Consider the following 21,004-nt stretch of genomic DNA (forward strand, 5'->3'; position numbering starts at 1 on the left):
TGTGCCGGTGCCCCGGCCCGTCAGTACTTGCGGTTCGGCAGGGCCTCCTTGGCCTGCTCCTGGGTGAAGGTGGTCTCCTCGGTCTCGATCCGGGTCGGCACCGTCTCGCCGGCGTGGACCTTCTTCGCCAGGTCCATCAGCTGGGGACCGAGCAGCGGGCTGCACTCGGCGATGAAGTTGAACTTCCCGTCGGCCAGCGCCTGCATGCCGTCCTTGACCGCGTCGACGGTGATGATGGTGATGTCCTTGCCCGGCACCTTGCCCGCGGCGGTGATGGCTTCCAGCGCGCCCAGGCCCATGTCGTCGTTGTGCGCGAACAGCACGTCGATCTTCGGGTTGGCCTTGAGGAACTGCTCCATGACCTGCTTGCCGCCGGCGCGGGTGAAGTCACCGCTCTGCGACGCGATGATCTTCAGGTTGGGGTTGGCGGCGATCGCCTCCGCGAAGCCCTTCTTGCGGTCGTTGGCGGGTGCCGATCCGGTGGTGCCCTGCAGCTCCACGATGTTCACCGGTCCGGTCGCGGACTTGGTCTGCTCGACCAGCCACTCGCCGGAGAGTCGGCCCTCCTTGACGAAGTCGGAGCCGAGGAAGGTCTTGTAGAGCGACTTGTCGGCCGAGTCGACGGCCCGGTCGGTCAGGATCACCGGGATCCCGGCGTCCTTGGCCTCCTTGAGCACGGTGTCCCAGCCCGACTCCACGACCGGCGAGAAGGCGATGACGTCGACCTTCTGCTGGATGTAGTTGCGGATCGCCTTGATCTGGTTCTCCTGCTTCTGCTGGGCGTCGTCGAACTTCAGCTCGATGCCCGCGGCGCCGGCGGCCTCCTTGATGGAGTTGGTGTTCGCGGTACGCCAGCCGCTCTCGGCACCGACCTGCGAGAACCCGAGCACGATCTTGCCGTCGGCCTTCTTGCCGCCGTCGCCACCGGTGTCGCTGTTGGAGCAGGCGATCAGCCCGGTGGCGAGCAGCCCGGCCGCCAGCATGGTGGCGAACCCGCGGCGGCTGATCGAATTGCCGGTGTTCATGTGATGACTCCTTACGGGTGTGGTGGGGTACCTGGCTTTGCCTGGCCGCGCCGGAAGGCCTGGCCATGGACGATGCGCGCTGTTCAGGTTGGCGAGTTCAGTCGTGAGATGCCGGCAGGCACCGGCTTGCGCTACCGGTTGGTGGACGGAACCGGGGCCTGCCCGTAGACGTTCTGGTAGCGCTCGTAGAGCGAGTCGATGTCCTCGGCGGCGATGGGTACCGGCTGGCCGAGCGCCCTGGCCAGGTGTGCGGTGCGGGCCACGTCCTCGCACATCACCGCGGCCTTGACCGCCGCCCTCGCGTCCGGGCCGATGGTGAAGACCCCGTGGTTGGCCATCAGCACCGCGGGGGAGCGGTGCCCGGAGAGGGTGGCGACGATGCCCTTGCCGATGTCGTCACCGCCGATGCGGGCGAACGGGCCGACCGGGATCTCACCGCCGAACTCGTCGGCCTGTGCGGTGAGGTGGCAGGGGATGGGCTCGCCCCGCGCGGCCCACGCCGTCGCGTAGCTGCTGTGGGTGTGCACGACGCCACCGACGTCGGGCATCGACCGGTAGACGTAGGCGTGCGCGGCGGTGTCGCTCGACGGCGAGAGGTCACCCTCCACCACGATCCCGTCGAGGTCACAGACGACCATGTTGTCGGGCTGCAGGTTGTCGTAGGACACCCCGCTCGGTTTGATCACCATCAGGTTCCGTCCCGGCACCCTGGCCGAGACGTTGCCGGCGGTCCAGGCCACCAGGCCGTACCGGACGAGTTCGGCGTGCAGGGCGGCCACCGTCTCGCACAGCTGTGCCACCTCGGCGCTCGTGCTGAACTGCTTGCTCATGCCATGACCTTCGCGGGGAGCGGGGCCTCGTCGGCCCGCGTGTGGTTGACCGCCGACCGGGCGGCGTTACGGATGGCGCGTAGGCGCAGCAGGGCGTCGTCGCCGCCGCGGCCGAAGTGATCGTGTAGCCGCCGGTACTCGGCGTACAGCGCGTCGTAGGCACGGGCCCGTTCGGGATCGGGCAGGTAGGCGTCGCGGTCCACCCGGCCCATCGCCGTGGCGGCCGCGAACACGTCGGGGTAGGCGCCCGCCGCGACCGCCGCGTGGATCGCCGAGCCCAGCGCTGGCCCTTGGGCCGAGCCGATGATGCCCAGCGGCCGGTTGGTGACGTCGGCGTAGATCTGCATCAGCAGCGGGTTGCTGGTCAGTCCACCGGCGACGATCAGCTCGTTCACCGGCACCCGCGCATCGGCGAACGCCTCGATGATCATGCGGGTCCCGTACGCGGTGGATTCCAGCAGCGCGCGGTAGATGTCGGCCGGCCGGGTGGCCAGGGTCAGCCCGACGATCACCCCGCTCAGGTCGTGGTTGACCAGCAGCGACCGGTTGCCGTTCCACCAGTCCAGCGCCACCAGCCCGTGGGCGCCCACGGGCTGGGCAGCCGCCTGTTCGGTCAGCAGCTCGTGGGAGGCGAACCCGTCGGGCGCGGCGTGCTCGACGTACCAGCCGAAGATGTCGCCGACCCCGCTCTGGCCGGCTTCGTACCCCCAGAGGCCGGCGCTGATGCCCCCGTCGACCACGCCGCACATGCCAGCCACCTCGGCCAACTCCGTGCCGTTGACGACGTGGCAGGTGGAGGTGCCCATGATGGCGACCAGCCGGCCCGGTTCGAGGGCCTGCGCGGCGGCGGCGGTGACATGGGCGTCCACGTTGCCGACCGCCACGGCGATGCCCGCGGACAGGCCGGTCCACGCCGCAGCCTGGGCGGTCAGTCCGCCGGCGCGCGCACCCAGGGCGGCCAGCGGGCCGTCGATCTTCTCGACGAAGTCGGCGAACCCCGGGTTCAGCGCGGCCAGGTAGTCCCGGGACGGGTAGCGGCCGTCCTGGCGGATGCCCTTGTACCCGGCGGTGCACACGTTGCGGGTTTCGGCGCCGCACAACTGCCAGACGATCCAGTCGGCGGCCTCGATCCACCGCTCGGCCCGGGCGTAGATCTCGGGGTCTTCCTCCAGCAGTTGCAGGGCCTTGGCGTACTGCCACTCGGCGGAGATCTTGCCGCCGTAGCGGCCGATCCAGGCCTCCCCGCGCTCGTGGGCCAGGGCGTTGATGCGGTCGGCCTGCTGCTGGGCGGCGTGGTGCTTCCACAGCTTCACATAGGCGTGCGGGCGGGTACGCAGGTCGGGCAGCTCGCACAGCGGGGTGCCGTCGGCCAGGGTGGGCAGCACGGTGCAGGCCGTGAAGTCGATGCCGATACCGATGACCTGCTGCGCGGCGACACCGCTCGCGGCGAGTGCGGCGGGCACCGCGTGTCGCAGCACGTCCCGGTAGTCGTCGGGGTCCTGTAGGGCCCAGTCGGCCGGCAGCGGCTGCCCGTCGGCGGCCAGCACGGAGTCCATGACGCCGTGCCGGTAGGCGTGGACGGCCGTGCCCAGTTCGACGCCGTCGCGAACCCGTACCACCAGTGCCCGCCCGGACAACGTGCCGAAGTCGACGCCGACGACGACCTGGTCGCCGGGCCCAGCCGAAGCAGTCATGACATCCTCCCCGTTCACCTTCTCGCCACAGTGTTAGCGCTCACATTGGATCCGTCAAGAGCTCTCCGGAAACCTGCTCGCAATGCTGTTCCCGCGCCTGTGGGGCTTCGGACCTTCATCGGATGCGTGCCCGCTGGACCCGCATGGGAGTGCCGCCCTGTGCACGCTCACATTCACGGTGGTGGCACATCGTGTCGTCCGCCGCCTCCGTGGCACCGGCCCTTCGGCAAGGAGCCGGCCGATGCGTGGTTCGGCGGACCAGATCGGCAGCGACACGCGTTCCTGCTCAGCTGACGGTCGGCGCACCCATCGGAACCGCCGCGGCCCGGTCGACTCAACTCGGCCGGGCCGCGGCCGTTCACTCGGTGGGCGGACAGCCGCCGGCGTCACCTACGGGGCGAGTTCGTTCTTCGCGTGGGCCGCGCTCGAGACGACGAGGTCCTTCTCCGCTTGGGTGAAGATGCCGGCCGCGAGGAACGCGTCGGCGGTACGGGCGACCGCCGACTGGAAGCCGCCGTGGTTGGTGAAGGGCGCCTGGTCCCACACCAGGTCGAGGAACGTCAGGCCGTCGGTGCCCGGTGAGGGGATGCCCGTCACCGGAACGTCGTAGTTCGGCAGGCCATCGTTGCGCTTGTAGTTGGGCACACCGGTGTCGATGGACCCGAACACGATCGTCGGCTCGACCCGGCGGAAGTACGACGAGGCGGCCTGCGAGTCGCTGATGTAGTACGGCCGCAGGGTGAAGCCGTGGGTGGTGAAGAGCATGTCACCCGCCGCGGTGGTGCTCGCGTGGGTGATGGCCGAGCGGGCGTAGTCACCGTCCCGCTTCAGGTGGCGGTAGAGGGACAACTCGCGGTAGTTGCCACCGCCCGGGTTGCCGAGGATCTGCATGAGCAGGGGACCCCAGAAGATCGCCTGGGTGTCGGGGCGGTCCACCGCCCGCTCGATCCGGATGCTGAACGGCATCCTGATCTCGATGGTGTCGCCCGGCTGCCAGGTCCGGCTCAGCGTGACGTAGGTCCCCGGCTTGGCGTTGACCTGGGCGTCGGCTCCGTTGATCGTGACGAAGAAGCCCCGCTGCACCCAGCCCGGTACGCGTAGCTTGATGTCGAGCTGGCCGCTGCCGTCGACGACCAGCTTTGTCCGGTCGTCGCGGGGGTAGCTCGTCTCCTGGGTGATGGTGAAGCCCTTCTCGGCCCAGGTCAGCGTGGACGGTACGAACAGGTTGACCCACAGCGTGCTGCCGTCGGCCGACTTGAAGTAGATCGTCTCCTGGTACTTGGTGTGGTTCTCCACTCCCGTCCCGCCGCAGCAGGTGCCGGTGTTGCCGTAGCTGCGGCTGGTGCCCGGGGTCAACGGCTGGAAGTAGGTGACCTGCGGGTTGCTGACGCTCGTGCTGTCGGCGCGCGAGCCGACGATCATGTTGAGCAGGCCCCGCTCGTAGTAGTCCAGGTACGCCGGGTCGTGCTCGTGCAGGAACAGGTTCCGGGCCAGCTTGATCATGTTGTAGGTGGTGCATGTCTCCGCGCCGCCCTGGGCGATCGCGTTCGCGATGTTGTCCCGGTTCTGGAACATCTCGATGTTGTTGTTGGAACCGGGGTAGTTGCCGCCCGTCCCGCCGTGGGCGAACATGCGGTGCGGGACGACCATGCCGAAGAAGTTCTTCGCGGCCTGGAAGTACTCCCGGTCGCCGCTGTGCTCGTAGACGCGCAGGTATCCGACGAACTGCGGCACGTGCGAGTTGGCGTGCAGCCGGTCCGGGCGGCGCCGGCCGGGCCGGTTCTGCGGCGTCACCACGAGGATGTCCCGGTTCTCGACGCAGGCGTCGAACAACGACTCGCGGTTGTCGAAGAACTTGGCGGTCTCCAGGTGCTTTCCGTCGCCGGTCAGCGCGTAGATCTCGGGGAAGACCTCGCCTGCCCCGCCCGTCTCGCCGGCGATGTAGAGGTCCCACATGTAGTTCAGGTTGTCCCGCGTGATGGGGCCCGTGTAGTTGGGGTGGTTCTTGTCCCCGACGGTCAGCGCGAGGTGCGCCCAGTTCGCCATCTTGACGACGACGTCGCGCGCCTGCTCGTTGTCGGTGTGGTAGTAGGCGTCGAGCAGGCCGCGCATGATCTTGTGCTGGGTGTACCAGGGAGCCCAGGTGTTGGTGTTCGCGTTGCCGCCGTAGACGGCCCAGCGCGGCGGCCCGAGCCGGAGCACCGCGTCCTCCGGGATCGCGCCGAGGTAGCCGGGGTGGGTCGGGGTCCACAGGGTGCTGCCGCTGTCCTGGGCCGGCACGATGCCGGCGTCGCGGCCGTTGGGCGAGGCGTCCTTGAGGGTGGTGCCGCCGTCCTCGTCGAACCGGTACCAGGCGATGGTCCCGCCGTTGGTGCTCCCGGCCGGCGAGTCGAGCAGGGACTGGACCTCCTGCTGGCTCAGGGCGCGGTCGAAGATGTGGAACTCGTCGATGGTCGCGTCGAGGAATGGGTCGCCGTACTGCGATCGCCCGATCCACCGGTTCCCGGGGTTTCCGAGGTTGGCCGGGCTGAGGGTCATGTTCGTGTTCTGGCCGGCCTGCTGACCGTTCACGTACAGCGTGCCGGTGTTCTGCGACAGCGTGACGGCCAGGTGCACCCACTGGTTGGTCGGCAGCGCCGCGTTGCCGTTGATCTGCTGTTCCTGTCCCGAACCGCCGACCGTGATGGCGAATCTCGGCGCGTTGCCGGTGACGCCAGCGCGCGGGGTGAGGAACATGTTGACCGTGGTGTTCTGACCGAAGTCGAACAGCCGGCTCCAGTTCTGGGTGGAGGCGAGGTTCACCCAGGTGGCGATGGTGAAGCTGGTGAGCTGACTGATGGCTTCCTGAGGAAGGGTGATGTGCTGCGCCTTGCTCGGTCCATTCAGGCGCAGCCCGTTGCCGAAGCGGCCGGACACCCGGCCGATCTGCGGTTGCTGCGGATCCCCGCCGCCGGGGCCGCCGGTGCCCATCCGCGCGGTGATCGCTGCCTGGCACGCCGCGAGCTCGTTGACCATCCAGTCGAGCTTGCTCTTGAAGATCGGCTCGCCCTGGTCGGCGTAGCTCTGCGCGAGAGCCGTCATGAAGTGGCCGGCCCAGTGGCCGCTGAGCAGTCCGCCGTCCTCCCAGCCGCCGGGGACCGAGACGCCCGCCGGGTTCGGCCGACCGGCCTGGTTGTTGAACAGGACGAGGAAGCGCCGCTCGTCGAACTGGCGAAGGTAGTTCTTCGTGCGGTCGCGCTCCTCCTGCAACAGGCCGTTGCCCAGCTTCACCTCCCGCAGCTGGAAGGGCCTGACCGGCGCGGTCCCGCCGGGACCGAGGTCCGGTGGGGTCGAGCCGAGCGCGGTCGGGCCGGTTACCGGCTCGGTGGTTGTCGCCGCCGCGGCAGCGGTCGCCGGGAGAACGCTGGCGCCGGCGACCGCAGCCACACCGATGGCTGATGCCTGAAGAATCTGACGTCGATTGACGGAGGGCTTGTCGGATTGAGTCACTGAGGATCGTCCTTCCATGTGGGTGTGGGCTGACCGCACGGCCAGGCTCCTGCTCGCTGTATCTGGATCGAGAACCGCTGGATGGAATCGCCCCGGCCAGGTGGACGCTGCTCCTCCCGTACCGCCCGTGACCAGCAGGGACCGGGCACGCCGGACGCCGCCCCGTCCGCAGGCGGGGATGACCGGCGTTCGGACGGCGACGGGTGCGTCCGTCGGCGCCACGGCATGCCACCGCGCCGGCAGGTGCACGGAGCGGTTCGCTGTCCCGTGAGGTGCGCGGTCCAGTGCGTGCCGGTTGCCCTCAGGCCGGGACGAGGCTCATCGTCAGGTCGGACCTAATTCATCGATCGTCCTCCATTGCGCCGGACCGCGGGAGTCGGTGTCCGTGGCCGCCACGAAAGGGGGCTGGGGCATCGGCTACGGAGCCCCTGATGACAGGCAGTGTGAGCGCTAACTCGCGGCGTCGTCAATCCCTACGTACCAGTAAACCCAACGATTGACACCTGCCGGAAACCTATCTATGTTAGCGCTCAACTTGAATTGGCCCGGCACCGGCATCCGTGCCGCAGCGGGGCTCACGACGTGGCGGCCAGGTGGGCGCCGGCGGGGTGCGCAGGGGCGACGGCAGTGCACAGTGGACTTCCTGCTCGAGGAGGCAGCGTGGCCGCCGAGTTCGGCATCTCGGAGCTGTGGGATCCGGCGGTTCGCCGTGACCCGCACCGGTTCTACGACCGGGTACGCGACAGTGGTGGGCCGGTGCTGCAGGTCGATCCCGCGGGCAACCGCTTCTGGGTGATCGCCGGACACGCCGACGTGCTGGCGGGGCTGCGTCACCCGGCGATCGGACACGAGGTTCACCGGCTGTGCCCCGGCATGCAGCAGCCAGCCCCACGACAACTGTCGGAGGCGGCGAGAATCGAGGCTCGCCAGCTCATCAACCTCGACCCGCCCGACCACACCCGCCTGCGAGGGCTGGTCAGCGGCGGCTTCACGGCGCGAGCGGTGGCCCGGTTGGAGCCCTGGATCACCGACCTCGCGGATCAGCTGGTCGCGCGGGCACGCGAGCGGGGACACATCGACGGGGTGAGCGACCTCGCTGACCCGGTGCCGGTCAACGTCATCGCGGAGCTGGTCGGCATCCCCGAGCCGGACCGACCACGGTTCCGGGCCTGGTCGGCCGCGATCGTGTCAGCCAGCATCGACGGCCCGGCGGCGACGGTCGAATTCGCGGCCTACCTCGACAAGCTGGCGGCCCAGCGCCGGGCGGCTCCGGCCGACGACCTGATGTCGCAGCTGGTGGCGGAGCGAGGTGAACCACTCGACCGCGATGAGCTGGTGGCGCTGGTGCAGCTGCTGCTCGTCGCCGGTCAGGAGACCACGGTCGACCTGATCGTCAACGGCATTCGTCTCCTGCTCACCCACCCCGAACAGTGGCAGGCGCTACGAGACGACCCGTCGCTGGCGGCGGCGGTGGTCGAGGAGACCCTCAGGTACCGGGGCCCGGTCGAGATCGTGCCACCCCGATTCGCCCTCCAGGAGCTGGAGATAGCCGGTGGTCGGATCCCCGCGTTCGATCGGGTGGCGATGTCGTTGTGGGGAGCCAACCGTGACCCCGCGGTGTTCGACCGGCCGCACGTGTTCGACATCCACCGACCCGACGTTCGCAAGCACATCGCCTTCGGGCACGGGATCCACTTCTGTCTCGGCGCTCACCTGGCCCGGCTGGAGAGCCGACTCATGTTCGAACGGATCGCGCAACAGCTTCCCGGCCTCCGCCTCGCGGTCGATCCTGCCGACCTCGACGGTTTCCGTCTTCATCAGGACGGACTGCCGCTGCAGGTTTGACGGGGGCGTTCAATCTGGCCGGACGCCAGATGGGGCAACGGCACAGCCCCGACAGCCGACACCAATATGCGTGCCAAGCCCTGGTCGCACCATGCCAGAAATCGTTTTGCGAGACAGCGGAGAACGGTTCGTTGCGACATCGGTTCGATCCACAGTCGAGAACACGCGACGATTGTAGATAGTTACCGCAGTGAATGAGCAAATACAGTTCTGGACAAGATTCCTGTCGCGGTGGCGGCCGTCATGCGGCGGGCACCATCGCAGGTCTACAGCGTCCAGAAACGGAGGAAGTCGCTATGGTCAGGCGTTTCTCGGCCGCCATCGCGCTCGGTGCACTCGTCGTGCCCGGCGCCTTGGCCGTCGAGCCAGCGTACGCGAACGAGTCGGTAGCAGGGCGGGTCGACCTCGCCGTCGGGCTGTCCGACCACATCAATTTGGCCGGAACCGGGTTGGTGCCGGCGATCGTGCGGAGTACCCCAACTTTCGACGCCACCGCCGTCGACGCCGACAGCGTCCTGCTCGGTGCGCCCGGGGTCAGTGGTGCATCGCCCGCGAAATGGGCGGACGGTGCGGCGATGGCGACGAAAAGAGATGCCGACGGCGACGGCCGTACGGATCTCGTGCTGCATTTCGACAAGGCGGACCTCACCAGCTCCGGCGGGCTCGGCCCGGACAGTACCGAATTGAACTTGTCCGGTCGAATGTCCGACGGCCGCGAGATCACCGGGACCGACCAGGTCGACACCGAGTTCGCATTCGAGATCAAGTTTGCCGAGTCGCTGGCGATCCGCGGTGCGAACGCCGGCCTGCACAGCGCACGCGGCCAGAGCCTGAGGCGGGTCGAGAGCGTGCTCGACCGGCACGGCCAAGTCCGGGACCTCGTGCCCATGCTGCAGAGCGTCTCGTCCGCCGAGCTGACCGAACTCGCCGGTGAGGCGGAGGAGCGCACCGGCGGGGAGGTGCCCGACATGTCGTCGTGGTACCGCCTCACCATGCCGTCCGGGGTGAACGCCGAGGCCGTCATGGCCGAGCTCGCGGCGCTGCCAGAGGTCGCGCACGTCTATCCGGTACCGGAGCCGGTGCCACCGCCGTCGACCACGCCGGACTTCACCGGCCGGCAGGGATACCTCCGCCCGGCACCGACCGGGATCGACGCCGACTTCAGCCGGCGAGACCCGCGACTGCGCGGCGCGGGGATCAAGGTCGCCGACCTTGAGTACGACTGGAACCCGTTCCACGAGGATCTGCAGTTGGACTGGTCGAGCGACCTGGGCGGCGACGCCTTCCCGCGCTACACGGGCTTCGCCGACCAGCACGGCACGGCCGTTTTCGGCATCATGGCCGGTCGTGACAACGAGTACGGGGTCACCGGTGGGGTTCCCGACGCCCAGTTCTACGGCATCTCGCCGAACGAGCGGCTGCCCTCCGGTCGCACCTCGTGGAACCCCGGGCCGGCGCTGGTCTACCTGGCCGCCAACGGCGGCCTGCGACCCGGCGATGTCGTGCTGCTGGAGCAGCAGACCTCCAGCCCACTCGGCGGCACCCGGTACGCACCGCTGGAATGGATCCCGGCGGTGTTCGACGCGATCAAGCTGCTGACCGCGCTGGGCGTCACCGTGGTCTCGACCGGCGGTAACGGCAACACCAACTCCGACGACCCGATGTACACCCGCAACGGCATCCGCTGGTTCGACCCGGCCGTGCAGCACTCCGGCTCGATCATGGTCGGCGCGGGTAGCAGCACCGACCACGAGCGGCTCAGCTTCTCCAACTACGGCACCCGGTTCGACCTGCAGGGCTGGGGGCAGAACATCACCACCACGGGGAGTAACGGAAACCTGCAGGGTGGCACGAACCCCGCCAACCTCAACGTCCGCTACACGCAGTCGTTCGGCGGCACGTCGGGCGCCGGGCCGATCGTGACGAACGCCGTCGTGGCCATCCAGTCGTACCTCAAGGCCACCGGCCAGAAGCCCTGGACCGCCCAGCAGATCGTCGAGGTCCTGAGGGCCACCGGCACGCCGCAGGGTGCGAACACGGCGGGTCAGCAGATCGGGCCGCTGCCCAACCTGGAGGCCGCCCTCAAGATGATCGAGGTCGACGCGCCGGTTTCGACCATCGCCCTGAGCCATCACGCCAACAGCGACGTGGACCCGGTGGCCAACCCGCTGGTGACCCTGAGGGCCGACGACGGTTGGGGCGTCGGTGTCGCTCGCATCGAGTACCGCATCGACGGCGGGCCGTGGACGGCGTACCAGGCGCCGTTCCGGGTGAAGGGACCGGGCCAACGCACGATCGAGTACCGGGCAACCGACACCAAGGGCAACGTCGAGAAGGCCAACACGCTGACCTTCAACAACCCGCAGGTGCCGGTGCAACAGTAGTCACCTCCCGGCCCACCTCGGTCAGCTTGCCGAGGTGGGCCCGGCTGCTGACCGCATCCATCGCGCTGCCCGCCGGCCATTATGGACGCGATTCGAGGGTCTGGGGAGTTAAGTTCTTGACCACCTCGCCCTGCTGCGGTGTGATAGTGCAATAGCACTCTGCTTGCTTGCTCGGGCCTCACGACGTCCACAGGTCGTCGTGGCCCGGCTCTCGGGTGCCCGACCGGGTTGTACCTCCGGCGCAATGATCCGAAGTTCTCCCGGATGTCACGCACGAGCGTCACACAGAAAGGGGACGTTGTGACAGAACAGCTCATCCCAAGACGAACGCCCTGGCGGCGGAAATGGCGGCACCTGGTTGCCGCGGCGGGTGCCGTCGTCCTCCTGCTCGCCACCCCGATCCAGCCCGGGTACGCCGCACCCACCGCGGACGGTTCGGGCAAACTCCAGCCCGTCGACCCGCAGAACTGGAAAAACCAGTACGACATGACGTGGGCGGACTGGAAGGACATCCCGAACACGAAGTGGAACGACCCGAACGTCAAGCCGTCCGTGCGGGGACTGAAGATCGCCCTGGTCGCGGTCGACTTCCCCGACCAACCCTTCGTGATCACCCAGCCGAAGAAGAGTGACCTGTTCGGCAACCCCCAGATCGACCCGATCAGCCGCGATGAGGTCCCCGAGTTCTACCGCCAGTACTACATGGAGCCCAACGAGCTCAATCACGGGCGCACCATCCACGAGTACTGGATGGAGCAGAGCCGTGGTCAGTTCGGGGTCGCCCAGCTCGACGCGTTCGGCCCCTACAAGATGCCGCGCAACCTCTTCGAGTACGGGCTGAACGAGTTCAACCAGCAGCCCGCCTGCCCGAAGGGCTACACGTGTAACGGCAACCTCAACAACGACGCGGCCAACGCGTGGCGGACCGCGCGCGGCTGCACGGGCAACTGCGGGTACGACGTGATCCTGCGCGTCTACGCCGGTTACGACGAGACCAGCATCTGGCAGGAATTCGGCGAGATGATGTTCCAGAACAAGGAGGACATCCCCGACGAGTGGGGCCCGCCGGCCGAGTTCAACAAGGACGGCAGCCTCCCGAACTGGGCGCCGACCCGCTACGTCGAATGGACCTCGTGGAAGGCGGCGGCCCAGCAGTGGGGCCAGTCGTCGATCCGCCAGGGCGAGAGCTCCGGCACCATCACCCACGAAATGGGCCACTTCTTCTTCAGCATCGGCGACAACAACAACAACCCGTTCTCCCACCGGGAGAACCCCCCGTCGCCCTTCCACCGGGTCGGCTCAGCCCCGTGGGACATGATGGACCGCGGCTCGTTCAACGGCCCCGGCGGCCATCACATGCGCTGGGTCGTACCGCCGAACCAGGGCGGCTGGAGCCCGGCCGGCCTCATGCTGCGGAACAAGATAGCGATGAACATCGTGCCGGCGGACAACGTGCTCCGGATCAGCCGGCAGGCACTGGCGGACTCCGGCGTCGTCGTCGCCAAGGTGACCGCGCGGGCGGTCGATCCGGGGGCGCAGGGCATCTCGGGCATCCGGGTCGCGCTGGACGGTCCGGGGCGTCCTGACCGGACCCCTGACTGCAGCATCAACACGGATCCGTTCTGCCACGGCAACACCGGCTGGGACGATTACACCGTCGAGGTCGTGGACCGGATGGGCTTCGACTCGTTCACGCCGGACAACGGGGTGCTGATCGCGAAGAACAAGACCCGTGAGGGCAACACCTGCGGCTACAACTGTTTCGACTGGGTGATCGACGCCAACCCGCAGGACATCGAGATGGTCGACTACTACTCGCCGGACGGCACTCCGGTGATGGCCACCATCGCCGATCACCGGCAGCTCAACGATGCCCTGTTCCACGCGGGGACCGACTCGGGTTCCAAGTACGAGTACGTCGACCAGGCCAACCGGCTGCACATCTACGTGCTGGACGTGCAGCGCGACGCCGAGGGCATCCTGTCGTACACGGTGGCCATCCGGTCGCTGGACGGGTCCGGGCCCAACGCCCGCGGTGTGGCGCTGGGACAGCCGGTGAAGCAGGGTGTCGAGCCGTCGCGGACCGCGCAGTGCACGTTCCCGCTGAGCAACACCGGCGCGGCGGGCGTCACGGCGGGCCACCCGCGTGACGTGACGACGTTCGTCGGCTCCGACGTCTACCGTCTCTCGGCGGACTCCGCAGGCGCGGGCTGGACGACCTGGATGCCGTACGAGGTCGTCGCGGCGAACGCGGGCGGCACGGTCGAGGTGCCGGTCTACGCGTCCCGCACGCCGGGATCGGCCAACCAGGCCACGGTCACCCTCACCGCGACCTCGGAGAGCGACCCGAGCAAGTCGACGAGCGTGACCTGCCAGGTCCACGTCAAGGACACCACCCCCGGCGCCGGCCAGGGCGAGGGACGATGATCTAGAGGTAGCTCGCTAGACGCGACCGGCGGCAGCCCGAACGGGCTGCCGCCGGTCGCGTTACCAGAATCGTGGCGGGTGCGTCGGGAACCGCCAGGGAGATCTCGGCACCTGCGGGGACGGGCTACCTGGCCACGAGGTCGTTGATCTGCGCGCCCAGCGTGTCGGTTCCGCCGGGCCAGCCGCGCAGCAGCTTGCCTCCCTTGCTCACCAGCGCGACCAGCGGTGGCTCTTCCACCCGGTACGTCCGCCAGACCTGTCCGGTTCGATCGATGCCCACCGGATGTTTGACCTTGTTGTCGCGGACGTACTGGCTCATGCGCTCGACGGTTGAGTCGGTGCCTACGCCGACGAAGAGGACCACGTCCCGGTACTCCTCAGCGAGCCGGTTGATCTCCTTCTGCTGGTCGGCGCAGAGCGTGCACCAGGGTTCGAGGAAGACCAGGACGACCGGCCGGCGGTCCCACTGTTCGGCCATGTTCAGGACCGTGCCGTCGAGCAGTTCCACGGTGAATCCGGGTGCCCGCGGGGCGTTGGTCGGCGGGGCGACGAAGGTGACGCCCTTGGGTACCGGGCCGGGGAGGGCCGCCGGCGGGGGCTGGTCGGCCTGGTCCGTCGAGCCGGTGCAGCCGGCGAGGGCCATGGCGAAGACGAGCAACGCCGGAAGACAATTGCGGAGCCTCATGACACCACCACCTCGCCCGCGATGTCCGCGGCGTCGCTCTTCTTGATGGGTACGCCCGGGCGATCCTCGAGGACCAGGACGTGTCCCTCGACTTGTTCCTTCGCCTCGACCTTGAGCAGCATCACGCAGAGCGTCGGCTCGCGCTTGACCTTGCTGAAGTCGACGTCCATCGCCTTTTCGGAAGTCCCAGTGGGGAGCTTGCCCCGCGCGACCTCGCGGCCGTTGCCGTCCTTGATGACGAACGGCGCCTCGGCGTGGGCGAAGCGGTAGGGCCCGGCCCCGGCGCAACTGGTGCCGGGCGGGCGCAGGTTCCAGTCGGGCACGGTCAGGCGGATGACCTGGGTCTTGACGGACGCGGCGGGCGGGTCGGAGCAGCCGCTGGCGAATGTTGCGGTCAGTATGGCGGTGCCGAGCAGGAGCGCTCGTGGTGGGTTCATCGGTTCCCTCTCAGTGCCGGGGCCGGCCGACGGGTGGGTGGCAGGCCCGCCACCCACCCGTCAGCTTCCGGCGGTCAGACGTGGCGGCCGGTGTCCGCGGGGGTGACTGTGCAGGTGCTGGTCGACCGAGCGGTCGGATCACTTTCGGATACGGCGCTCAGTGTCACGGTGGTGTTGTTCGCCGCCCCCGGGACGCGGGTGACGTAGACCGGCACTGTCACGCTCTGCCCGAACTGCGCGGTGGCGAGTTCGTTGTAGAGTTCCGCGCGCCAGCCTGACGCGGACGACTCGACCGACAGCCGGTAGACGTCGCCGCGCACCTTGTCGCTGACGTCGCTGGGGTGCACCGTGCGGTCGATGTCGGCTGCCTGGCCGGTGTTGTTCAGCTGGAAGGTGCAGGTGGCGGCCTTTCCGGGGGTGTGCCGTCCGGCCTCGCCGGCGTCGATTCGGACGCCTCGCTGGTGCGGCCCGGCGCCGTCGAGGGAGCGTATGCCCACGGTGTAGGTCCGGATGCCGTCGGCGTCGACCGAGAGGTCGATGATGTAGAAGTGCAGCCGGTTGTCCCGGTCGAACCACTCGTACTCGGTTCCGGAGTTGGTTCCCGCGTTGAAGGTGGCGTCGTTGAGCTGTCGCGGGTCACCCGGCACCACCATGCGTGGCGTGCCGTCCGGTTGATAGAAGTCCACCATGTTGATGTCCTCGGGCTTGGGGTCGACGGTCCAGGCGAAGCACGTGGCGGTGCCGCAGCTGGTGGCCTGCGGCTTCGTCTTGTTGATGATCACCCCGTTGCCGGGGATGAAGGAGTCGACGCCGATCTGCTGCACCGTCTCGATGGTGTAGGCGGTGTAGTCGCTGTTTCCTGCGCAGTTCAGCCCGCCCGTGGACGGGTGACATGAGGGTGTCCGGTCGACCGGACGCGCACCGTCGAGCGTGATCCGTACGCCGAGTAGTTCGTCGGCGAGTGGGCCGACGGCCCGGGCCCTGACCTTGGCGATCACGACTCCCGACTTCGCCAGCCCGTCCCGGCTGAGGTCGACGATGTCCTTCGTGGTGATCATGCCAAGTTGCAGCTTGTTGCGGAGGTTGTGGTGGGGGCCGACGGTTGATCCTCCGTCGGCGGGCACCTTCCAACGGGTGTGCATGCCGGTGGGGCCGTTCCAGGACCCCTGGCTCATCATGTCCCATTGTCCCGTGAAGGTCCGCTGCGCGGGTACCGCGAACGCGCCGTTGTAGTTGTCGCCGATGCCGAGCAGGTGGCTGAACTCGTGCGCGTAACCGGCGGTGCCGGACGACTCCGCCATGTTGGCGGACCGGTTGCCGGCGCTGGCCCAGGTGAACGAGCCGGCCGCCCAGGAGGTCCACGGGATGTACCGGGTCGGCATCCAGTTCTTCATGGTGCCGTCCGGGTCGAACTCCCGCGGTGGCCCGAACTCGTCCGGCACGTCCTCGGGGGACTGGAACATCATTTCGCCGAACACCTGCCAGGCGGTCGACTCGTCGAGGCCGGCACCCATGTAGAAGACCTGGTCGTAGGAGTTGGCGACGGCCTGGCCGACGTCGGCGATCCAGGCGTTGCGGGCGTCCTGGGTGAAGTTTCCGTTGCAGGTGAACTTGGGCGGGCAGCTGCTCGCGTTGCCGTACGGGGAGTTGCCGTACTCGAAGTGGTTGCGGGGCAGCCGGTAGGAGCCGAAGGCGTCGAGGTCGATGCCGTACTTGCCGTACGAGACTTCCATCCAGTAGGAGTTCAGCGTCTGCCCGTGGTTCAGTGGCCCGGGCTTGTTGAGCAGGTCGCGGTAGAACTCCGCGACGTCGTCGCGTGGCACGTTGCCGACGCCGATCGGGTTGCCGAAGACCGTCGAGCCCGGTGCCTGGCTGATCTGGAACGGCATGTTGGGGTAGTCGAGGACGACGAGTGCGGCCTTCCACCTCTTTACCGAGGGCTGGCGGGCGGGATCGCTCCAGTCCGTCCCGGGGACGGGGACGAAGTCGTCCCAGGTGAGGTCGTACTGGTTGTCCCAGTTCTGCGGGTCGAGCGGAACGATCGCCGGCGCGCCGGCTGCAGCCGGTGGTGGCGTGGCGCCGGCCGTCTGCGGCGCGACAAGGGTGCTGGCAGTGAGTGCGGCCAGGACGATGGTCGTCCAGCGCCGTCGGGTTGGTCGTGGTCTCCAGGACACGGCGGTCCTCCCTGCGGTGGCTCGGTGGGTCCCGGCGCACCAGCGTTGGCGGCCGGGGTCGCTCATGGACGGGAGTGGTCGCACGGGGGGCTTGTCGCTTGTGGCGATCGACGGGGGTGCGACCCCGGAGTTCGGGGTCACGATTGAGAAACGAGGTTGCAATTGTACATTGCACCAGCCGGATTCGGTGACTAGTCTCCGTGGCAAAGCTCAGCCCCAGAAGGTGCTCCGCACCCTCGACATGTTCGCGGTGACCACCCGTCCGCCACGCCTCACGCCCGCCGGGACCTCGGGGTCCCGCGTCGGGCGACAACCGTCCCGGCACGAGCGCTCTCTGCTGTTCCACAGGGGAGGTCCGAGCGTGCCCAGCGGCCCGTGCGACGGACAGCCAAGGAGGAGATAATGCGTGTGTACGGCAAGGTCGGGCGGATAGTCGTCCTGTCGGCCAGCGTGGGGCTGCTCGCCGCAGTCACCGCGTGCAATGGGGCCAAATCGACCGGGGACGGAGATCGCAAGACCTTCGTCTTCGGCGCTTCCGAGGACCCCAAGACCCTGGACGCGGCGTACGTGTCCGACGGCGAGTCCTTCCGCGTCATCTTCCAGGTCTACGAGACGCTGGTGGCTCTGAAGCCGGGCACGACCGAGGTCGTCCCGTCGCTGGCCACCGACTGGAAGGTCAGCGACGACGGGTTGAGCTACACCTTCAACCTGGCCAAGGGCGTCACGTTCCACGATGGTGAGCCGTTCAACGCCAAGGCGGTCTGTTACAACTTCGACCGCTGGTACCACTTCAAGGGCGCCCAGCAGAACGGCGACATCTCGTACTACTGGCAGACGATCTTCGGCGGCTTCGCCACCCAGGACAACGAAGCCGCGCCGAAGACCAGCCGCTACGGCTCCTGTGAGGCCACCGAGGACTCGGTGGTGACGCTGCGCCTGAAGGAGCCGTCCTCGGCACTGCTGTCCGGCCTGGTGCTGCCGGCCTTCTCCATCGCCAGCCCCAAGGCGATCGAGCAGGGCGGGACCGACCTCGCCGTCAGCGGTGACTCGATCGCCTACACCGGCGGCTTCGGCACCAAGGTGGTCGCCGGTACCGGACCGTTCAAGTTCGTGAGCTGGGACCGTGGCGAGCGGCTGGTCCTGGCGGCCAACGAGAACTACCGCGAGGGCAAGCCGGCGCTGGACGAGATCATCTTCCGGCCGATCGCCGACGCCACGGCGCGGATGCAGGCGCTGCAGGCTGGCGAGATCGACGCCTACGAGGGCGTCGCGGCGGCCGACATCCAGGCGGTCAAGGACGTCGGCCAGGTGGTCGAGCGCCCGGCCTTCAACGTCGGGTACATCGGCATGAGCCAGAAGGTGCCGCTGCTGAAGAACCACAAAATCCGCGAGGCGATCGCGCACGCCGTGAACCGCCAGGGCCTGCTGTCCGCGGCGTACCCCGAGGGCGCCGAGGTGGCCAACCAGTTCCTGCCGCCGTCGCAGTGGGGCTACAACAAGAGCATCAAGGGCTACGAGTACGACCCGGACAAGGCCAAGCAGCTCATCGCCGAGTCGGGGGAGAAAGACCTGAAGCTGGAGTTCTGGTACCCGGCCAACGTGTCGCGTCCGTACATGCCGAACCCGCAGGCGGTCTACGAGTCATTCGCCGCGGACCTGGAGAAGGTCGGCTTCACGATCGTCCCGAAGACGGTCCCGTGGACGCCGGACTACCTGCAGAACATCCAGGCGGACGGGAAGGGACAGCTCTTCCTGCTCGGTTGGAGCGGCGACTACGCCGACCCGGACAACTTCGTGGGCACCTTCTTCCGCGAGACCACCCCGCAGTTCAACCTGACCGAGCCCAACATCCAGGGGCTGCTCAAGAAGGCGTTGACCGAGACCGACCAGGCCGCCCGCCAGAAGCTGTACGAGGAGGCCAACCAGCTCATCTTCGACTACATCCCCGGCGTGCCGTTCGTGCACAACCGGCCGCTGCTGGCCCTAGGCAAGAACGTGACCGGCTACCAGCCGTCACCGGTGAGCCTCGAGTACTTCAAGCTCGTGAAGATCGAAGGCTGATGATCTCGTGCTTCGCTTTGTCGTTCGACGGCTGCTTCAGCTGATCCCGATCCTGCTGGGGTTGTCGATCCTGCTGTTCGCCTGGGTCCGCGCGCTCCCGGGTGGGCCTGCCCAGGCCCTGCTCGGGGAGAAGGCGACACCGGCGGCCATCGAACAGATCGAGGCGCAGCTCGGCCTGGACCGCCCGCTCTGGGAACAGTACCTCCAGTTCCTCGGGCGGGCGGTCCGGCTGGACTTCGGCGCGTCCCTGCAGACCGGGCGGCCGGTCATCGAGGAGATGGCACGCCGATTCCCGGCCACGATCGAGCTCGCCGTCGCCGCGCTCGTCATCGCCGTCGCGGTGGGCATTCCGCTGGGCTACATGGCCGCTCGCCGGTACGGGACCTGGCTGGACAACGTGCTGGTCTCGGGTTCGCTGCTCGGGGTGACCGTCCCGATCTTCTTCCTGGCGTACCTGCTCAAGCTCGTCTTCGCCGTCCAGCTCGGTTGGCTGCCGACGGCGGGCCGGGCGGATCCGCGCGCCAGCGCTGATCATCCCACCGGCTTCTACGTCCTCGACGGCATCCTCACCGGCAACCTGCCGGCGAGCGGGGATGCCCTGATCCACCTGATCCTGCCAGCGATCGCGTTGGCCTCGATACCGCTCGCCGTGATCGTCCGGATGACCCGCGCCTCAGTGGTCAACGTCCTGCACGAGGACTACGTGCGCACCGCCGAGGCGAAGGGCCTGCTGCCCGGCACGGTGACCCGCCGGCACGTCCTGCGGAACTCGATGCTGCCGGTGACCACCGTCATCGGCCTGCAGATGGGCGTCCTGCTCGCCGGAGCCGTCCTCACCGAGACGGTGTTCGCCTTCTCCGGCGTCGGGAAGTTCATGGCCGACGGCATCGTCGCACGCGATTTCCCGACCATTCAGGGTTTCATCTTGGTGATTGCCGTGAGTTACGTACTCATCAACATGATCGTCGATCTTGTTTACGGACTGCTCGATCCGCGGGTGAGGGTGTCGTGAGCATCGCGGAGCAAGCTCGCCCCGGGGAACCAGCCGGGCCGGCGGGCGTGGACGCGGTGGTCGGCGAGCCGGCCCCGGCGCGTGGCCTACGCGGTGAGGCCCTGCGCCGGCTGGTGCGAAGTCCGATGGCGATGGTCGGGTTCGCGCTGATCCTGGTGTTCGTCGCGGTCGCCGTCTTCGCGCCGTGGATCGCGCCGTACTCGCCGAAGGACAACTCGTGGCTGTCCCAGGTCCGGCCCGGCGGATACCCCGGGCCCTCGGCCGAGCACTGGCTGGGCATCGACCCGCTGGGCCGCGATGTCTTCTCCCGGCTCGTCCACGGGGCTCGACAGTCGCTGCTGATCGGCGTGGTGTCACTGGCGATCGGCGCCACCGTCGGGGTGTTCCTGGGGCTGCTCGCGGGCGCCTTCGGCGGCTGGGTCGACGTGCTGGTCATGCGGCTGGTCGACATCATGCTCTCCGTACCGGGCCTGCTCTTCGCCATCGCGGTCGCCGCGCTGCTCGGGCAGAGCCTGACCTCGGTGATGATCGCCATCGCGGTGGTCAACGTGCCGATCTTCGCGCGGCTGCTGCGCGGTGAGATGCTCGGGCAACGCGCCGCCGACTACGTGCTGGCGGCGCGCTCACTCGGCATCTCCCGGGCCGGCATCGTCTTCCGCCACGTGCTGCCGAACTCGTTCACCCCGGTGATCGTCCAGGGCACCCTGACCCTCGCGTTGGCCATCGTCGAGGCAGCGGGCCTGGCCTTCCTCGGTCTGTCCGGCAGCGACCCGTCGGCGCCGGAATGGGGACGCATGTTGACCGACGCCCAGGTCGCGCTGACCTCCGCCCCGCAACTGGCGCTGTACCCAGGGCTGGCGATCGTATTCGCCGCGCTCGGCTTCACCCTCGTCGGCGAGTCGCTGCGCGAAGCACTCGACCCCAAGCTACGGCGGTGAACA

At 68.3% G+C, this 21,004-nt stretch carries 13 protein-coding genes; 6 read left to right on the forward strand and 7 right to left on the reverse strand.

The annotated features are described in order from the left end of the window. Positions 1-20: 20 nt before the first annotated feature. The 4 genes from ABZ783_RS27370 to ABZ783_RS27385 all read right to left on the reverse strand — a co-directional run bounded on the left by ABZ783_RS27370 (position 21) and on the right by ABZ783_RS27385 (position 6,975). On the reverse strand, positions 21-1,025 hold the full coding sequence (locus tag ABZ783_RS27370; RefSeq protein WP_357442912.1) for an ABC transporter substrate-binding protein: 1,005 nt from the start codon (positions 1,023-1,025) through the stop codon (positions 21-23). Between the two features lie 131 nt (positions 1,026-1,156). After that, positions 1,157-1,855 (reverse strand): L-ribulose-5-phosphate 4-epimerase, encoded by a 699-nt coding sequence (locus tag ABZ783_RS27375; RefSeq protein ID WP_357442915.1) that lies wholly within the window; start codon positions 1,853-1,855, stop codon positions 1,157-1,159. Next, on the reverse strand, positions 1,852-3,549 hold the full coding sequence (araB, locus tag ABZ783_RS27380) for a ribulokinase (RefSeq protein WP_357442917.1): 1,698 nt from the start codon (positions 3,547-3,549) through the stop codon (positions 1,852-1,854). The genes ABZ783_RS27375 and araB overlap by 4 nt, the downstream gene beginning before the upstream one ends. Before the next feature lie 390 nt (positions 3,550-3,939). Beyond that, a complete protein-coding gene (locus ABZ783_RS27385; RefSeq protein WP_357442919.1) occupies positions 3,940-6,975 on the reverse strand; it encodes a beta-L-arabinofuranosidase domain-containing protein in 3,036 nt (1,011 codons plus the stop codon). Between the two features lie 723 nt (positions 6,976-7,698). On the opposite strand from ABZ783_RS27385, the gene ABZ783_RS27390 reads away from it, so the two are divergent. From ABZ783_RS27390 to ABZ783_RS27400, 3 genes are all read left to right on the forward strand, one after another. Then, complete coding sequence (locus tag ABZ783_RS27390; RefSeq protein ID WP_357442922.1) at positions 7,699-8,883, forward strand: cytochrome P450; 1,185 nt, start codon at positions 7,699-7,701, stop codon at positions 8,881-8,883. A 296-nt stretch (positions 8,884-9,179) separates the two neighbouring features. Then, positions 9,180-11,267: a S8 family serine peptidase gene (locus ABZ783_RS27395; protein ID WP_357442925.1), complete on the forward strand. Its 2,088-nt coding sequence runs from the start codon at positions 9,180-9,182 to the stop codon at positions 11,265-11,267. A gap of 300 nt (positions 11,268-11,567) precedes the next feature. Next, positions 11,568-13,694, forward strand: a complete 2,127-nt coding sequence (locus ABZ783_RS27400) for a peptidase M6 (protein ID WP_357442926.1) — start codon at positions 11,568-11,570, stop codon at positions 13,692-13,694. A 124-nt stretch (positions 13,695-13,818) separates the two neighbouring features. On the opposite strand, the gene ABZ783_RS27405 is transcribed toward ABZ783_RS27400, so the two are convergent. The 3 genes from ABZ783_RS27405 to ABZ783_RS27415 all read right to left on the reverse strand — a co-directional run bounded on the left by ABZ783_RS27405 (position 13,819) and on the right by ABZ783_RS27415 (position 16,990). Next, entirely contained in the window at positions 13,819-14,379 is a 561-nt protein-coding gene (locus ABZ783_RS27405) for a redoxin domain-containing protein (protein ID WP_357442929.1), read from the reverse strand. Beyond that, the gene (locus ABZ783_RS27410; protein ID WP_357442931.1) at positions 14,376-14,816 is read right to left on the reverse strand and encodes a hypothetical protein; all 441 of its coding nucleotides are present in this window, start codon (positions 14,814-14,816) and stop codon (positions 14,376-14,378) included. The genes ABZ783_RS27405 and ABZ783_RS27410 overlap by 4 nt, the downstream gene beginning before the upstream one ends. A gap of 74 nt (positions 14,817-14,890) precedes the next feature. Further along, positions 14,891-16,990 carry an immune inhibitor A domain-containing protein gene (locus ABZ783_RS27415; protein WP_357442934.1) on the reverse strand — a complete coding sequence of 700 codons (2,100 nt, stop codon included), beginning with the start codon at positions 16,988-16,990 and terminating at the stop codon, positions 14,891-14,893. A 402-nt stretch (positions 16,991-17,392) separates the two neighbouring features. On the opposite strand from ABZ783_RS27415, the gene ABZ783_RS27420 reads away from it, so the two are divergent. Genes ABZ783_RS27420 through ABZ783_RS27430 form a run of 3 tightly spaced genes read left to right on the forward strand, consistent with a single transcriptional unit; the run spans position 17,393 to position 21,001 of the window. Next, positions 17,393-19,051: an ABC transporter substrate-binding protein gene (locus ABZ783_RS27420; RefSeq protein ID WP_357442936.1), complete on the forward strand. Its 1,659-nt coding sequence runs from the start codon at positions 17,393-17,395 to the stop codon at positions 19,049-19,051. A gap of 7 nt (positions 19,052-19,058) precedes the next feature. Further along, on the forward strand, positions 19,059-20,063 hold the full coding sequence (locus tag ABZ783_RS27425) for an ABC transporter permease (RefSeq protein WP_357442938.1): 1,005 nt from the start codon (positions 19,059-19,061) through the stop codon (positions 20,061-20,063). Continuing rightward, positions 20,060-21,001, forward strand: a complete 942-nt coding sequence (locus tag ABZ783_RS27430) for an ABC transporter permease (RefSeq protein WP_357442940.1) — start codon at positions 20,060-20,062, stop codon at positions 20,999-21,001. Before ABZ783_RS27425 ends, ABZ783_RS27430 begins: the two co-directional genes overlap by 4 nt. The last annotated feature ends 3 nt before the right edge of the window (positions 21,002-21,004 follow it).

The organism is Micromonospora sp. NPDC047738 (assembly GCF_040642675.1).
Taxonomy (GTDB): Bacteria; Actinomycetota; Actinomycetes; order Mycobacteriales; family Micromonosporaceae; genus Micromonospora.

Bases quoted from the DNA above. Each gene is read 5' to 3' on its own strand.
- araB (WP_357442917.1), bottom strand. From the start codon at position 3,549: ATGACTGCTTCGGCTGGGCCCGGCGACCAGGTCGTCGTCGGCGTCGAC.
- ABZ783_RS27370 (WP_357442912.1), bottom strand. From the start codon at position 1,025: ATGAACACCGGCAATTCGATCAGCCGCCGCGGGTTCGCCACCATGCTG.
- ABZ783_RS27420 (WP_357442936.1), top strand. From the start codon at position 17,393: ATGCGTGTGTACGGCAAGGTCGGGCGGATAGTCGTCCTGTCGGCCAGC.
- ABZ783_RS27375 (WP_357442915.1), bottom strand. From the start codon at position 1,855: ATGAGCAAGCAGTTCAGCACGAGCGCCGAGGTGGCACAGCTGTGCGAG.
- ABZ783_RS27410 (WP_357442931.1), bottom strand. From the start codon at position 14,816: ATGAACCCACCACGAGCGCTCCTGCTCGGCACCGCCATACTGACCGCA.
- ABZ783_RS27395 (WP_357442925.1), top strand. From the start codon at position 9,180: ATGGTCAGGCGTTTCTCGGCCGCCATCGCGCTCGGTGCACTCGTCGTG.
- ABZ783_RS27405 (WP_357442929.1), bottom strand. From the start codon at position 14,379: ATGAGGCTCCGCAATTGTCTTCCGGCGTTGCTCGTCTTCGCCATGGCC.